Annotated in this window: 11 protein-coding genes and 7 pseudogenes; 13 read left to right on the top strand and 5 right to left on the bottom strand. The window is 55.8% G+C overall.

The genetic code is table 11. The features are described 5' to 3' along the window. The coding region (locus CO655_RS34195) for a hypothetical protein (RefSeq protein ID WP_210201040.1) at nt 1-205 on the top strand (205 nt) is incomplete at its 5' end. 158 nt (nt 206-363) lie between these two features. After that, nucleotides 364-756: pseudogene (locus CO655_RS34115) on the top strand (GDP-mannose 4,6-dehydratase); the annotation flags it as partial. 410 nt (nt 757-1,166) lie between these two features. On the opposite strand, the gene nodA reads toward CO655_RS34115, so the two are convergent. Beyond that, nucleotides 1,167-1,754 carry a nodulation N-acyltransferase NodA gene (gene nodA, locus CO655_RS32350; RefSeq protein WP_004679687.1) on the bottom strand — a complete coding sequence of 196 codons (588 nt, stop codon included), beginning with the start codon at nt 1,752-1,754 and terminating at the stop codon, nt 1,167-1,169. A 937-nt stretch (nt 1,755-2,691) separates the two neighbouring features. Between nodA and CO655_RS32340 the strand changes: the two genes are divergently transcribed. After that, complete coding sequence (locus CO655_RS32340) at nt 2,692-3,606, top strand: hypothetical protein (RefSeq protein WP_040111901.1); 915 nt, start codon at nt 2,692-2,694, stop codon at nt 3,604-3,606. Between the two features lie 36 nt (nt 3,607-3,642). Further along, nucleotides 3,643-3,762, top strand: a pseudogene (locus tag CO655_RS32335) (IS3 family transposase); the annotation flags it as partial. Here the strand turns inward: CO655_RS32335 and CO655_RS32330 are convergent. After that, a pseudogene (locus CO655_RS32330) lies at nt 3,763-4,002 on the bottom strand (transposase); the annotation flags it as partial. It lies immediately after the preceding pseudogene. Between the two features lie 764 nt (nt 4,003-4,766). Between CO655_RS32330 and CO655_RS32320 the strand changes: the two are divergent. Next, nucleotides 4,767-5,351 (top strand): SidA/IucD/PvdA family monooxygenase, encoded by a 585-nt coding sequence (locus CO655_RS32320; protein WP_245424010.1) that lies wholly within the window; start codon nt 4,767-4,769, stop codon nt 5,349-5,351. 79 nt (nt 5,352-5,430) lie between these two features. Here the strand turns inward: CO655_RS32320 and CO655_RS32310 are convergent. Further along, a protein-coding gene (locus CO655_RS32310) for an IS3 family transposase (RefSeq protein WP_176539349.1) occupies nt 5,431-6,569 on the bottom strand; the annotation gives its coding sequence in 2 pieces (ribosomal slippage) (nt 5,431-6,302 and nt 6,302-6,569; 1,140 coding nt in all). A 109-nt stretch (nt 6,570-6,678) separates the two neighbouring features. Here CO655_RS32310 and CO655_RS32305 point away from each other — a divergent pair. The 4 genes from CO655_RS32305 to CO655_RS32290 all read left to right on the top strand — a co-directional run bounded on the left by CO655_RS32305 (nt 6,679) and on the right by CO655_RS32290 (nt 10,144). Next, nucleotides 6,679-7,341, top strand: coding sequence for a SidA/IucD/PvdA family monooxygenase (locus CO655_RS32305; protein WP_245424009.1), 663 nt, complete (start codon nt 6,679-6,681; stop codon nt 7,339-7,341). Between the two features lie 81 nt (nt 7,342-7,422). Beyond that, nucleotides 7,423-8,202 carry a phytanoyl-CoA dioxygenase family protein gene (locus CO655_RS32300; protein WP_097667912.1) on the top strand — a complete coding sequence of 260 codons (780 nt, stop codon included), beginning with the start codon at nt 7,423-7,425 and terminating at the stop codon, nt 8,200-8,202. 21 nt (nt 8,203-8,223) lie between these two features. Then, nucleotides 8,224-8,553: a cupin domain-containing protein gene (locus CO655_RS32295; RefSeq protein ID WP_004677772.1), complete on the top strand. Its 330-nt coding sequence runs from the start codon at nt 8,224-8,226 to the stop codon at nt 8,551-8,553. A 1-nt stretch (nt 8,554) separates the two neighbouring features. Continuing rightward, nucleotides 8,555-10,144: a class I tRNA ligase family protein gene (locus CO655_RS32290; RefSeq protein WP_011053481.1), complete on the top strand. Its 1,590-nt coding sequence runs from the start codon at nt 8,555-8,557 to the stop codon at nt 10,142-10,144. 111 nt (nt 10,145-10,255) lie between these two features. On the opposite strand, the pseudogene CO655_RS33705 reads toward CO655_RS32290, so the two are convergent. Beyond that, nucleotides 10,256-10,426 (bottom strand): annotated as a pseudogene (locus tag CO655_RS33705) (IS3 family transposase); the annotation flags it as partial. Between the two features lie 384 nt (nt 10,427-10,810). On the opposite strand from CO655_RS33705, the gene nodD2 reads away from it, so the two are divergent. The 3 genes and pseudogenes from nodD2 (at nt 10,811) to istB (ending at nt 13,757) form a co-directional block, all read left to right on the top strand. Next, nucleotides 10,811-11,767 carry a transcriptional regulator NodD2 gene (gene nodD2, locus CO655_RS32285; RefSeq protein WP_097667911.1) on the top strand — a complete coding sequence of 319 codons (957 nt, stop codon included), beginning with the start codon at nt 10,811-10,813 and terminating at the stop codon, nt 11,765-11,767. A gap of 232 nt (nt 11,768-11,999) precedes the next feature. Then, nucleotides 12,000-12,938 (top strand): annotated as a pseudogene (istA, locus tag CO655_RS32275) (IS21 family transposase); the annotation flags it as partial. Then, a pseudogene (gene istB / locus CO655_RS32270) lies at nt 12,938-13,757 on the top strand (IS21-like element ISSme2 family helper ATPase IstB). The pseudogenes istA and istB, both read left to right, overlap by 1 nt. A gap of 142 nt (nt 13,758-13,899) precedes the next feature. On the opposite strand, the pseudogene CO655_RS32260 reads toward istB, so the two are convergent. Further along, nucleotides 13,900-15,089, bottom strand: a pseudogene (locus CO655_RS32260) (IS3 family transposase). Nucleotides 15,090-15,126: 37 nt separating this feature from the next. On the opposite strand from CO655_RS32260, the gene CO655_RS34630 reads away from it, so the two are divergent. After that, nucleotides 15,127-15,579 (top strand): hypothetical protein, encoded by a 453-nt coding sequence (locus CO655_RS34630; RefSeq protein WP_245424007.1) that lies wholly within the window; start codon nt 15,127-15,129, stop codon nt 15,577-15,579. Nucleotides 15,580-15,659 lie beyond the last annotated feature (80 nt).

The raw sequence follows: 15,659 nt of genomic DNA, 5'->3' as shown, positions 1-15,659 counted from the left end.
CGACATGCCCGCCGCAGACGCTTTCAAAACCCGTATTAGGAGATCATCGCTCAGGGCCTGTCCCATCATCCACCTCTCCGCTGTGGATGTTGAATCAGCTTCGGTCGCTCTCGTCACCTCACAATCGATTCATCAATCGCAGGACATGTCTAGGTCGACCGCGCGCCAGCGCGACCGCGACTATCAGCAGGACAAAGAGCTTTGAAAACAGGAGACAATCGCACATCCCTGTAGCCAAGAGAGAAATGGCGTATCGCACGGGAGACGCTGCGAGCGCCCAGGTGATAGAGCTTCGCCTTGTGGCTGAACAAGCCAACTTCGATCGCGCAGGCCCGCCGCGCCCGACAGTTGGCCAAAAACAGCGCCAGGAGCTACGACTGGGGCCACGCACGTGAGTATGTCGAGGGCATGTCGCGCATGCTGCAGCAGGACAAACCGGATGGCCACGTCTTGGCGACCGGCGAGACGACGAGTGTCGGCCAATTTCTCGAGCGGGCTTTTGCCGACGTGAACATTACTTTGGAATGGAAGGCGTCCGGCGTCGACTGGCTACGACTCCGCGTCCGGTGCCTGCCCTGTTGAAGTCGATCCTCGATACCTCCGCCCGACGGAAGTTGATCTTCTGCCGGTGATCCGACCAAGGCCCGCCAGAAGCTGGGCTGGCAACACAAGGCCCCGGTTCAGGAGCTCGTCGCCGAGATGGTGCGCGAGGATGTCAAGCACTGGAAGGCCCTGAACAGCCGGGAAGAGCTCTAAGTGTACGACTTGTCCAACAAGAAGATCTGGGTTGTCGGCCATCGCAGTATGGTCGGCAGTGCGCTTGTGCGCAGGCTCCGATGCCGTGCTCTGCGGCAGTAGCGTCAGTTAGCGGGTCGAACGAGGAGCGCGGATCGTGAACCCGCGAGCGCGCAAAAATACGGCATTAGCCGATGATGTTCATACTTCCTCCAGGTGCCCGGATTGCGGTACCGAGGCTTCGGGGCATATGTTCCTGATGGTCCTGCTTGTCTCGAATATCTCACGCTTGACGTCCAAGCGTTCGCAGATCGAAAGGTGCGGGATGCGTCATCGTGTGGGTCGGTCCGTCATCGAGGGTTAAATAGACGCACCGATCACTGGGCCGCCACCGTCTCTTCGGATAACTTCAGCTATGGGACCATGCTCTTTCATAGCTCAGGGCCATTCCGCTCGATCAAGGTCCCCGATGGCCAATCACTCATTGAGCATCCTATTGGGAATACCACCAAAATTACGTTTTCACAGCGCGTCGGCGGGAGGTTGAGATAAACATCGGCAAGGGTGGATCGCACGCGTACCCCTTCCAAAACCGTCGCAAGACCATTTCGGCAGAGCCTGAGAACAAGGTTGCGCAACGCCTGCCGAACACCGCCGAACGCAAACCGAACGCCAAGTTGCTGCAGCACTGGGTAAACAATGCGCATCGAATTAATGCCGTACCCCTCAAGATCTGGACGCACGCCCCACAATCCAAGCTCGCATACGAGTAGATCGACCTCGCCAACCCGAACGAAACGACGCAACAACCCCATGTGAGCGGCCACACCGTGCGCATCATAGCCTATTACGCGAAGCTCGGGCCTAGCTCCCGACCAACTACGAGCACCTTCGAATGGAAGGGCGTTGTAAGCTCCAGTTGGCCCATAGGTCTTCCGAAAGAAATCTGCGAGCTCCGTGTGGTCAGAGAGCTCCAACTCGTTTTCCCAGCATACTTTCCACCGCACCTGAGGGCTCATACCTAAACCTCCACTTAATACTCTGTCCAGGCGTCGACAGAGCAACTACTTGATACGCACTCGTTGGGGCGCTTCTAATGGCACTGGTATAAGCTGGTGAAATCATTTGTTTGGATGGAACTCATTCGTCCAATGGATGCGTTCCAATCAATCGGCCTGCCATCGGCTGCCGACGCCAGATGAAGCGGCCGGGCTCCAACTTCTTCGTGAACATGCCGCCTTGTCCATCATGCTGGATCATCTTGATCAGGCATCCAGGACATTGAACTGAAAAGTTGACCATGACTGAGGGGCTCGCTACTCAGGCAGAAGCAAGCCAAAGACGTTTTCGGCGATAATCAGGCAAATTGTCGAGATCACATTAGAACCCTCGGCGGAACCGGGCTGGTCTATCCCGGCGTCGAAAGTCGTCGAACGACCCGACCTGGCGGAGGGGTTTTTTCGGAATGTTCGGTTTGCGCCTGTCTGATTCCACACAAAATGGGACGCGGCGATAGGCAGCAGCATTCTCGTGTTGAATCTGAAAGGGGTTCCCCTCGCAAAACGCCCTGGTTCGCTTTGGCTATCGCAACCCATGGATCGGCACGCTGGGTATCGGCGAAGATTGCCAGAGGACATACTTGCCTGGCGATCCCGACCTCGGGAGAAGATGATGGGTACAGGAATGGATTCGCAGATCAGTGCGTTTCCGGTGCAAGCTTTTAGGACCCCGGACACAGCAAACGCCTCCCAGGACTGGCGAGGCGGCCGCGAGCTCGCAATTTTCTCCTAGATAACGGTATGAGGTGATCGTCATACCCTGGTCACCGGATGCCGATCGTCACGCACATGGTCTGGTACAGAGCCGGCGGCGCCGATGAGCCCCCGAGGAAATACTTAGTGACTGGCACGGTTGTTGCGTCGTCTCACGAAAGACAGCCGTTAACGAGAGGTCACGATGATTGATGTATGCTCGATGGGGATGGTGTTGTGCGGTGGGTACCTTCTTGCTGCATCCGCAGGCAGACTCGGCGGCGCTGAGAATGTCTTATCTGACTCGCCTTTGTCCGCGGCTGATGTATCGAGTTTCGAGACTTTCATAGTTCGCAGCCCACCGACATCACTCAATCTGGATCCATTTTATGCCAAATATGCTGACGCAGCGGGCATACCTATTATTTCGTCAAACAAGGTTCCAGACACGGCACTATTGATCTCACGTGACATTGTCCTCTACATGTTGTCAGAACGCCGTGATGTCCGCGATGCTTTAATCCAGGCTGGAGCGCGGGTGGGCGTCATGGCAATTGACGAGACGACGACTGATATTCCCGAGCAGCGGGATTGGAAAAAGCCTCTTCCCGATGATCCACGTCTCACCCCTGACGAGCGGCGGGATTACGCCAACACGATCGGCAAGATGACTGCCCGAGACTACTGGGCACAAAGGGCGCGCGGCATGGGCGGGCTCTACACGACGGGAGCTGTGGAGAATTTGATGGGCGTGCCGGGCACGCGGTATTACGGCGGGAACATTCTTGTTCACGAATTCTCACATAATATTTTCTACGCGCTGCGCACGGTAGATCCTGATCTCGTTGCACGAGTTGAACGTGCCTATTCGCATGCCTACGAGAAAGGCCTCTGGGCGTGTTCCTATATGGAGAACAACGTCGATGAGTATTGGGCCGAGGGCACGCGATTTTGGTTCAATACGAACTTGGCTTACAGCCGAGGCAATCTCACCATTGCCACATCAGAAGATTTCGAGGCTCACGATCCAAGCCTCTATAATATCATGGCCGAAGTCTACCGCCATGACCACCACATTCTGGCGGATGTCTATTACCGGCATTCGGCGAAGTCGCAGTAATGTCCTTTGGTATTGACTGCAGGATGTCATCCGCCGAAAGCTCTAAGGCCTGCTCGGAAGCGGGAGATGGTGAAAGGCATGTGCCGCGATTGGGCGATCTCGATCCGGCGTGCTTGTGGAGCGTTGAACTTCGATCGATCAACTCACCACTATACCTAACATCTCGCGGTCCAGCGTCAGATCCGCGACGATCTTCTTCAGGCGCGAATTCTCGTCCTCGAGCTGTTTCAGCCTCTTCATCTCCGGTGGCAGCATGCCCGCGTATTTTTTCTTCCAGTTGAAATAAGTCGCCTGGCTGATCCCCGCCTTCCTGCAGATTTCAGCAACCGACACGCCTTCATCACCTTGCTTCAGAATGAACGCCTTCTGAGCGTCCGAAAACTGCGACGCTTTCATCGTCTTCTGGTCCCTTTCCCAGCCAGGAAAATGCACCGGAAAACTCTAACCAAAATTGGTCCAGTTTGAAGGGTTCAGATCAGCATCAGCCGCAACTTTCTACCAGCGCCGTCGCTTATCCGATCCGACGACCATGTCTATTTTGTGGGGGAGAACGGTGTTGCCGGTGGTCATGTTGGCGATCGGTGCTTGTACGTTCGCAGGCCTGTCCACGTTTCAAAGCATATATGCCGAAACGCGCGGACTCTCACCGAATGTCTTCTTTCTGACATTCACCGTCACGACTGTCACATTGCGATTCTCCGTCGCGGGTATGATCGGTAAGTTGCCGCTTGGGCGCCTAGCACTCACCCTCTTCGTAACGACACTGATTGGGATCGGACTTTTGGTTTTGAACCCGGGAAGCGAGCTGCTGTACGTCGTCGCCACCGTTCTCTTTGCGATAGGCTACGGTCTCACTTATTCGACCTTGAATGCGATGGTGGTGAACCTCGCTGGCGAACGTCGTCTGTCAATCTCAGCGGCCTCCCAAGTCTTTACACTCGCTTATTTTCGTGGGTTCGTTCGAATTCCCGTATCTCGGTGGCACATTAATTGCTGTTTATGGCATCGACGTTGCCATGCTCGTGATGGCGGGTCTGGTCGCTCTCAACATCGCAATCGCCAGTCAGACATTGTGGAGGGCGGTGTAGGAGACAGACGTCCTTCGATAATGATTTCCGTATCGCTGCCCACGTCCCCGCCCAACTAAAGGAAGTGTGTTTATGCAAGTGCTGGATCTCATCGGTATAGGCATCGGACCCTTTAATCTTAGTCTTGCAGCACTCGCGTGTCCGACGCCGCTGCGCACTGCCTTTTTCGAAAAAGAAAGCGGCTTCGATTGGCATCCTGGGCTGCTGCTGCCCAACAGTCGCCTGCAGGTATCTCCGCTGAAGGACTGTGTGACACTTGCAGATCCGACCAGTCCGTTTTCGTTTCTCAACTACCTCGCGGTGCATGGACGGCTGTACAGCTTCGTAAACCGGTGCGACGCGACCACGTCGCGAAGAGAGTTCACACAGTATTTCCAATGGGTTGCGCATCAGTTGCCACAACTCCGGTTTGGGGAGGAGGTTACCGACGTAACCAGATTAGACGAGGGTTACCGCGTGACGACGACTCGAGATGACTACCATGCACGCGCAGTTGCGATTGGCGTCGGTGTCGTTGCAACAATTCCCGAATGCGCCAAACCTTGGCTGGGCGAGAAGGTCTACCATGTGGCGAGCTATCTGGATCGGCCACAAATCGACATCGGTGAACGCGTATTAGTCGTTGGTGGGGGGGCAGAGCGGTGCGGAGGTTGTTGAACACCTATTGGGCAGTCCAGAGCTGGCTCGGTTTGTTTGAACAGTTTCGGGCGTTTCGTTAAGTGGATTTTCGCCTCGATTATGCCGCCACCATCATTGGTGCCAGCGCGTTGAAGTAGGCCTGATCCGGCGTCTTCCGGTCAAGGGATGAATGTGGGCGTCGGCTATTGTAAAAGGTCAGATAGCGGCGGATGCCAGCGCGGGCCTCGGACACTGTTTTATAGGCGTGGAGGTAGACTTCCTCGTATTTGATTGAACGCCAGAGCCGCTCGACGAAGACGTTGTCCCGCCACGCACCCTTGCCATCCATCGAGATGGCGATTTCCGCCTTCTTCAGCGCCGTCGTGAAGTCCATCGAGGTGAACTGCGCACCCTGGTCGGTATTGAATATGTCGGGTCTGCCATAACGGGCCAGCGCTTCCTCGACTGCTTCGATGCAGAAGGCTGCCTCCATCGTGATCGACAGTCGCCACGACAGAACCCTCCGGCTGAACCAGTCCACAACGGCGCAGAGATAGACAAATCCGCGAGCCATCGGAACATAGGTCAGGTCCATCGCCCAGACTTGGTTGGGCCTTGTGACCGCCAGTTTGCGTAGGAGATAAGGGTAAATCTTGTGCCCAGGTGCCGGTTTCGAAGTGTTCGGGCGACGGTAGATCGCCTCGATGCCCATCTTCTTCATCAGCGTGGCGACGTGCAGCCGCCCAGTCTCCAGCCCTTCTCCCCTCAAGAGCCCTTGCAACATCCGACTTCCGGCAAATGGGTAGTCGAGATGCAACTCGTCGATCCGGCGCATCAGAGCCAGATCGCCGTCAGACACCGGACGCGGCGAATAATAGACACTGCCACGGCTGAAGCCGAGAAGCTTCGCCTGGCGCACGACGGATAGCTTATGCTCGCGGTCGATCATTTCTTTCCGCTCAGCAATCCCGCCTTGCCGAGCGCTCCGGCTAAAAAATCATTCTCCAGCGTCAGCTCCCCGATCTTGGCGTGCAGCGTTTTGACATCGACGGTTGGACCCGCCGGTTCCGCCTTCGCTTCATCGCCGAAAACGCCTGTCGCCCCCTCAAGGAGCTGGTCTTTCCACTGCTTGATCTGGTTGGCGTGCAAGTCAAAATGCTGGGACAGTTCCACCAGCGTCTGCTCGCCTCGAATGGCGGCGAGCGCCACTTTTGCCTTGAAGGCCGGGCTATGGTTCCGGCGCGGTCGTCTTGTCATGGTATCTCCTGTTCCTGGCATCTAAGCCGAAGTCAGGCAGAAATTCCACTTATCCCCGCTGTGCAGATTTCCCGAGCCAGCTCTTCCCGGTATCGGTAAAATTACATGGGTGACGTCACGCGGGAACCTGTTCACGAGGGATGACAGCTCTTTTATCAACGTGTCATACACGCCGTCTTACAGCCAGCGCTTTCATTCGCTGCCACTTAAAAAACGTCGCACTATTGTCGACGACGAAAAACTCACCAGTGACGGCATTTCAGCAGAATTGAGCAACCGCATTTACGAAACTATCTATCACCGCAGCGCGACTGGCAATATTGACGATGTCATTCAACTGCTACCCGCAGTCGTCATGAAGGAGTTGTCTCCTCATGCGGACGGTTGGCGCGCGCTGTTGGCTTCGCACGGCACCTGTCAGCGACCGACTGTAGTGGCTGATCGGGTCGTACTCGCCACCGGTTTCGAGCCTCGCCCGCTAGCGTTTATCGATCGCCTATTGGCTTCCGCTTCTATGGAAGGCGGTCTGCCGGTCGTGAAGGACGATTACTCCGTTCAATTCGAGGACAACGCCCCCGGCCAAGTATATCTGCAAAACCGATCCCCAGTCCAAAGTGGCTTGCAGAGTGTGAATCTATCGCTCGTCGCCTACCGAAACGGTCGCATCATCAATAGCCTGCTTCGGCGTGAATACTATCTGAACGTCCCAGATCGGCCGATCCTTGGGTGCCTAGGTTTACTTCCCGCTCAAGAGACACAAAACGCAAGATAACACTCCAGTGCAGTGCAGCTCGGGGCGCCTGCTCACGACGCAGCTTTACAAGGCGGCTTTAAATCTAAAAAGGAGTTACACATGTTAACTAAAGAACAAAAATCAACATGGGATGACGTTGGATACATTAGGATTGAGTCATTTCTCGATCTAGAAAGCCGAGATAAACTTTCAGCTCTTGTGGCTGATGTTTCGTGCTGGGAGACAAGTGAAGACAAATGGCTGATATGGTTCGAAAAAACAACTGACGGTAGGAGGATCATTTCAAAGGTCGAGAACTTCCTCGAATTTAACGCCCCGCTCCGTGATTTACTGCTGGCTGACCACCGTATCGAGTCGATCGTCGAAGAGTTAGTAGGGGAAGATGCCCGCATGCTCAAAGAGTTGCTGATCTTTAAGTACTCCGACAGCGGCGGCTATCGCCCGCATCAGGACATCTACCATATCCCACATAAGCTACCGGACCGGATGGTGCACGCGATTGTTGCAATAGGCATCGACGATTCCGGCCCAGACAACGGAGGGCTTTTCTTCAGCCCCGGGAACCACAAAAAGGGCGTGTTCCCAATGGACGCCGGCGGCGTAATGTACCCCGAGGTTGCGGACAGGCTGGCCTGGGAGCCCGTAACGTGGAAGGCCGGTGACATTTTCATCTTTGACGACTATGCCCCACATTACTCAAAGCCCAACAAAAGTGAAAATTCTCGAAGGGTGATTTATCTCGTGTTCCAGCGTGCCTCAACTGGTGGGCCAACGAGGGCCGAATACAACAAACTGAAACGCGCCTACAACCCTCCCGAGGGCAAGGTCTCCAACATCGACGAGCTCAAGCCGCCGAACGGCATTTTCTATCGCGAATGAACGCAGAGGACAGAGGCAAACATGTATACGAAACAGATCGACCGCTCAATCATGCGCCAGGAGTATGGCGTTCTGGTGTGCCGGTTACTTGAGCATCTACCGCAGGCAGTCGCAACGGCTTTCGGCACATCGATTGTGGAGGTGGTACCTGGCGATGCGGTCGATCTTCATTCGCACCCAGAGCACGAACTCTGGGTATTGATCTCGGGCAGCGGCGTGTTTCAATCCGATGGAGAAACCTCCGCAGTCAGTGGGGACACGATGGTCTACATAGCGCCGCACCAAAAACACGCGATCAAAAATAGCAGCCCTCAAACCAGCTTAAAGTTCCTTTCGATATGGTGGGATTGAATTGAGAGCAAACCAACATACTTTTTTTGCCTGCTCGGCGCCGCCGTGCCCGAACGGCAAGCTGCATCTTGGGCATATAGGTGGCGTGTACCTTCTCGCCGACGTGTTCGTACGCTACCACCGCATGGTAGGCAACGCGGCCTATCACGTGACAGGTGCGGACGAACATGGCACTTACACGCTGGTGAAAGCCCGAAAGCTTGGCAGGCCGGTTGATGACGTCGCACACATGCACATTGAAGAAATTCTGCAGTGTCTGCGGTCAGTTGATATTGAACCGGACGTATTTGTAAGGACTTCAAGCGAAGACCACAAAGACCGCAGCTTGGCGATCTACGACCAACTAAGAGCGTCCGGCTACGTTGAGCTGCGCGACGGAGAGCAACTGTATTGCGGGACGTGCGAAGAGTTCGCCGCAGACTCACTCGCGGTCGGAGAGTGTCCAGCTTGTAACGCGCCAACAGATAGTAACCTTTGCGAAGATTGCGGCTCGGCGCTGCAACACAATCTACTACGCAACCCGATTCACACGACATGCGGCCAGAGCCTTATCTTGCGCCCGATTCGACAGGTTCATTTTGAGCTTGAAAAATTTGCTCCGGGGCTCGATCACGCCATTGAGGCGAGCGGATGGCCGGAATCCATAAAGCGCAAAGAACTTGACTGGCTACGGTCAAAACTGATGGCATTGCCGATGTCGCGGCATTTCGACCGTGGTGTGACTTTGAACTCCCCGGTGGAGGTGGCAGGCCAAACTTTAATGACTTGGTTTGAAGGATTGTGGTGCTACGAGACAGGAATCGAACGCCTCTGCAAGCAAAATGGCGCAGATCTCGATGACACTATGCGCAACGCGAGCACGAGACTCGTATTCTTCATGGGTCAGGATAACCGGTTTTATTACACGATCGGCGTTACTGCTAGTTTGTTCTCGCGCGGTTATGCGATTCCATACAACCATGCAATTCAGGACTTTTATAAGCTCGAAGGCGCGAAATTTTCTACTAGCCGTGACCACGCTGTGTGGGCTGACGAGGTGGCAGCAGATATCGACACGAACGTGCTGCGCTACTATTTGGCTAGCATCGCCAAGCCATTTGGCGCAAACGACAACGATTTTCTGATCGAGGGGCTGCTTCAGACCGCGGCTCGAATTCGTGCTTTCGAAACGGCTTTGCGCAAGTACGCGGGATGTAACGAGACGCTGACGGCCGACAAGCTGACAGTCGAGCAGAACCACAATGTTAAACGATATTCCGAAGCGGTGCAGGACTTGCGCGTCTGGGATGCCATGGACGCCATAGACGCCTTTTTCGACGTTGCGTCTTTTTCAAGGGCAGATACCTCAGTCAGCGCAGCGGAAGTTTCCGTATTTCTAAGCCTCCTTAATCCTGTGACCCCGATGCTTGCGGCGCGGTATGGTGCTTTCTTTTTCGGAGCCGGATGGCGCCCGGGGCTCGACGGCGGCACTATCCGGCCAAGCACCGGCTTACGCAAACCGGTTGATTTCCCATTGTTTAGCGACCCGATTCCGGAAGCCTTCATAGAGGCTTATGAAAGACGATTTAGGCAAGTCCGGCCGAATTCTTAGCTTTTAACGACGGCAACCGCTTTGACGATCCCGAGGCGAGTAACGCGGACGCCGACCGGATGACGGCATCTCGATAGCGGAGACCGCAAGGCGGCAGTTGGGCGACCTACTTCGTTCCGAAAGGCCCACGACGGCTTTCTGGCGTGCGACGGCGTCGCGCTTGGCGGCGGGCCTTTCCATTTTTTTAAGGAGCTCGGGAAGTGGGGCCGTATCCAGCATCTGCTCGGCGAGCAGTCTCTTCAGTGTGGCGTTCTCTTCCTCAAGCGCCTTCAGGCGCGTTGATCTTTTCATCACAAATTACTGGCACGCCACCAATATCTTGAACATGCTTCCAAACAGAAGGAGCCCGCCAGTCGATAGCCAGCGTACGGCAAAGCCTCTCCGGTATCGCGATATGATGAACCTACTTCCGCCCATCCGTTCACTAGCATCTCATGTCGCTCGGTGACGCCGCTCCACATCGCCTATTGCTAAGGCGCCATTCGATATTTAAGTTGGGTTATCTGCAACTATAACGTCTATCGTAACTATGTGGACTACTTAATTGATCACCAAACTAACCTAAGCCTTTTTGACGAACCTTCATTGGATCTATGCTGGAAGGTTCTGTACTGGAAAAATCGATTGTTTGGATATAAAATATCCGTTGTTTGGATGTGACTAAAGATGCGTTTCAAGGGCCTTGATCTAAACCTGCTCGTTGCATTGGATGCGCTCACGACCGAGCGCAACCTAACGGCTGCCGCACGTAGTATCAATCTAAGTCAACCAGCAATGAGTGCCGCCATTGGTAGGCTTCGGGACTATTTCCGCGACGAATTGTTTACAATGAATGGTCGAGAACTTCGGCTGACGCCCCGTGCCGAAGGACTTGCCTCGGCAGTGCGTGAAACTCTCTTGCAGGTACAATGCTCAATCATCTCTTGGGAGCCGTTTAACCCGTCGAAGTCTGACAGATGCTTTAGAATAGTTCTGTCCGATTTCATGATGCTGATATACTTCAATAAAATCATTGAGCGAGTTGCTCGAGAAGCGCCCGCAGTCAGCTTTGAGTTGCTGCCTTTGGATAGTGATCCGTACGAGATGCTTAGCCGCGGTGACGTCGACTTCCTCATCGTGCCTGAATTTTTTCTCTCGGGCGCACACCCGAGCGCAAAACTGTTCACAGAGAAGTTTGTATGTGTAGCCTGTTCCACAAATGTGGACCTACCTTCAGCGCTGACGATCGAGCAATATGTCTCCACGGGACACGTCGCTGCCGCGTTTGGGCGCTTTCTGAAGCCATCGGTCGAGGGCTGGTTCTTGCTCGAGAATGGTATTCAGAGGCGGGTGGAGGTCGTCGTGCAAGGGTTTAGCTTAATACCAGCAGTCCTGCGTGGCACGAACCGCATAGCTAACCTACCGCTTCGCTTAGTCGAGCATTACGAAAGTACTTTCCCTTTGCGGATCATCAACCTTCCGTTACCGCTTCCCGTCTTCACAGAAGCTGTTCAATGGCCAGCGCTCCATAATGCCGATCCAGGGAGCATCTGGTTCAGGGAGATATTGGTTGAGGAAGCTTCCCGTATGATGTCCTCCAACGCACCTAAAATACATGGGTTGCTACAACAATCCGGTTCCTGACCAAGGTTCCTGCTTGAGTAAGATCCGCCCGAGTCCGAACAAGTTCAACAGCCACCAAAGAGGCTTTTCAAAGGTATCCATCCGGGGAAGGCCGCGGGGCTTATGATTTCGCCTCGTCCGCCATTCGCATTGCTCGTCGACGAGGAATTGCCGGACAGCCATCCCAGGCGCGGATCTCGGCGAAAAACTCCTTCAGGCTTTCGACGCCTCGTTCGGTGAAGGTGGCGATGCCCGACAGTGGCGTCGCGAGTTGCGAGCCCAAAAGCGTGCAACAGTCCGGTTCGAAACGCCACCGGGTCGTCAGTTACAGATCGACTTTGGTCAGACGCGTGTCTGGATCGGCGAGGAACGGGTCCGAGTAAACGTGTTTGTTGCCACATTGGGCTATTCCAGACGGATTCACATCCGTGCCTCGTTGAGAGAGGGGCAGACCGATTGGTTCGAGGGTATGGAGGGCGCGTTCCTTCGCTTTGGCGGCGTTCCCAGTGAGGTGTTGCTGGATAATGCGGAGGCGCTGGTTGAACATCACGACGCCGTCAGCCGGGAAGTTCGCTTCAATCAGAGACTGCACGCCTTCGCACGTTACTGGGGCTTTACACCGCGAGCTTGCGCTCCCTATCGGGCGCGAACAAAGGGAAAGGACGAGCGCGGAGTCGGCTACGTCAAGAAGAATGCGATTGCGGGCCGCCGGTTCGAGAGTTGGGCGGCATTCGAAGCGCATCTGGACCGGTGGGTACGCGATGTTGCCGACCAGCGTGAACACGGCACGACCGGCGTAGCGCCAGCGGAACGCTTTGCCGCGGAGGCTGGGGCGCTTCGCCCGCTGGCTGGCCGCGCGCCGTTCGGGCAGTTGCGGGATCTCATGCGCAAGGTTCAGGCCGACTGCGCAATCGACCTCGACACGAACAGCTACTCCGTGCCTTGGTGTCTGATCGGCGAGACCGTTCAGGTCGTGGTACTGGCAGGCCGTGTGATCATCCGTCATGCGGGCCAGGTCGTGGCCGATCATGTCCTGTGCCAGGGCCGGCGGCAACGGATCGTGGACCGGTCCCATTTTGTCGGCGTGACCGGTGCCGAGGGATCCGTGCGTACAGCTCCCTTGAAAATGCCTCCGGCCACCTTGCTGCGGCCACTCGCGGAATACGAGGCGGTTGTTGGAGGAGGATGGTGATGGCGAACGTGGATCACGACCTACTCATTGCAACGCTCGATCGACTAAAGCTGACGGCAATCCGCGATCAGCTCGACACGCTGCTAGACGAGGCGGCCCGCTCGAAGATGAACTTGCGAGAGGCTCTGAATTTCCTGGTATAGCGGGAGATCGCCCGGCGTGATGAGCGTCGTACCTCCATGTCGAGCAAGCTGGCGCAGTTCCCGTTCGTGCGCGAACTCGACGGCTTTGACTTCGAGGCGCAGCCGTCGCTTGATCATGGGCAAATCAGGGAACTGGCGACCTGTCGCTGGATCGCTCACGGGGACACGGTGCTATTCCTTGGGCCTCCTGGCACGGGTAAAACCCATCTTGCCGTCAGTCTTGGTCGCGAGGCGATCCGCCAGAACTACAACGTGCAGTTCGTCACAGCCGCGACGCTGGTGGCGATGTTGGCAAGGCCCACACGACGGCTCGCTCGACAAGCAGTTGGCGATCCTGGCTCGTCCGAAATTGCTGATCATTGACGAGCTCGGCTATCTTCCCTTCGAGGCGAATGCAGCGCACCTGTTCTTCCAGCTGGTGTCCCGGCGCTACGAGAAGGGATCGATCTTGATCACCTCCAATCGCTCGGTGGGAGAATGGGGGAGCGTCTTCGGCGACCCTGTGGTCGCAACGGCGATATTGGACCGTCTGCTTCATCATTCCACGGTGATCACCATCCGGGGCGACAGCTACCGGCTTCGCGAAAAGCGACGCTTGAAACAAACGAAACAATCAATCAATAAAGGGGGTCAAATCTTCGTTTCGCCCAAGGGGTCAATTCCTCGCTTCGCTTGACAACGGATGCGGGAAGATCGTCGATGGATCGGGCAAGACCTCTCGACTGAGAGAGGGCTCGCCGCCGCGACGGTGGGGAGTCACAAGCTTCTGTCGCTTCGATTCTCCGGGAGGTGTGTCCTGTTGACCTTGCCCCCAAGTTTTATCCAGTTTTGAGTTCGCTCCAGCGGTTTTGGGTTGCTGTATTCGGGGCGGTAGCGGCGGGTTGCGGTGCGGAGCCATTTCGGCTGCGCAGCACCGCATCACGTCGCGGGTTGATTGTCTGAGCGAACTCGGCAGGTGTCATCCAGCCGAGCCCGGAATGCGGTCGATGATCGTTGTAATCGCTGCGCCAGTTTGAGAGCGCTGATCGAGCTTGGGTCAGTGACTAGAAGAGAGTTTCATTCAGGAACTCGTCTCGCAGCCGCCCATTGAAGCTTTCGATGAAGGCGTTCTGGATCGGCTTGCCAGGCGCGATGTAGTGCCATTCCACCTTGGTCCGATCCGTCCATTGCAGGATCGCATTGCTGGTGAACTCGCTGCCATTGTCGCTGACGATCATCTTCGGCTTGCCACGCCCTTCGATGTTCCGGTCAAGCTCGCGGGCAACCCGCAGACCGGAAAGTGATGTATCGGCGACGAGTGCCAGGCATTCCCTGGTACAATCGTCGACAACCGTCAGGACCCGGAACCTGCGACCATCGGTGAGTTGATCCGACACGAAGTCCAGCGACCAGCGATCATTGGCTGCCATCGGAATCAGCATCGGTGCTCGTGTGCCTATCGCTCGCTTGCGACCGCCGCGCTTGCGCACCGTCAGCTTCTCTTCCCGATAGAGCCGGAAAAGCCTCTTGTGGTTCACAATGTGGCCCTCGCGCCTGAGCAGCACGTGAATGCGTCGATATCCGAAGCGGCGACGTTCATGCGCCAATGCCTTCATTCGCTCGCGAAGTTCATGATCGTCGCTGCGGCTCGTTTCGTAACGGATCGTCATCCGGCAAACGCCGATGGCTTTACACGCCCGCCGTTCACTCATCTGATGGTGGCTCATCAGATGCATGACAGCGTTTCGCTGGGCTGCGGGCGTCACCACTTCTTTCCCAAAAGGTCTTTCAAAGCAGCATTGTCGAGCATGGCGTCCGCCAGGAGCCGTTTCAGCTTGGTGTTCTCGTCCTCCAGCGTCTTCAACCGCTTGGCCTCGCACACGTCCATGCCGCCGAACTTGGCTTTCCACTTATAAATACTGGCATCGCTGACGCCGTGCTTGCGGCAAAGCTCCGAGACCGGCGTGCCGGCCTCGTGCTCCTTCAGAATGCCGATAATCTGTTCGTCTGTGAAACGATTGCGCTTCATTCCCTGGTCCTCTCAATGGGCCAGAGCTTACTTCAAAATGGATTATTTCAACGGGGCAAGGTCACTGTCGGTGCAGACCGTTTTGCAGTACTCACTCCGGAGATCGTTATCGGTTATGTCGAGCGACATGGGCTTGACGGTTCCGCTGACAGTGGCAAAGCACGTATGTGCCTTCTTGCGCTATTTGCATCTGAAGGGCTTAACCTCGACGGCGCTGGCCGACTGCATACTGTCCATCCGCCGCTGGCGACTTGCCGGTCTTCAGGAGCGGCGCCGGAACTCGGCAGATGCCAACAAAAACCAAAAACCATCAGAAACGAACAATACCAGCAATTGTGGTCCCCCAGCACCCTTCGATTTGCCGCCGAAGGTGCTAGACAGCAGGTCGCGCAATCGTCCGAAGGGCGGCCGATCGGCGAGTGACGTAGCGCTCAGCTTCGTCGATAAAATGGCCTGCGGGTCACTCACAGGTGGTGCCGTCTTCAGCTAATCGGCCGCGTCGCGGGTCGTCGCTCCCAATGCAGCCCAGCTTCCTAGAGCAGATCCTGTTCAATCCGGGTCATATCCGGC

The sequence above is a fragment of the Rhizobium sp. M1 genome, assembly GCF_002531805.1.
GTDB lineage: Bacteria > Pseudomonadota > Alphaproteobacteria > Rhizobiales > Rhizobiaceae > Rhizobium > Rhizobium etli_C.
This window is presented reverse-complemented; position numbering and strand designations above follow the sequence as displayed.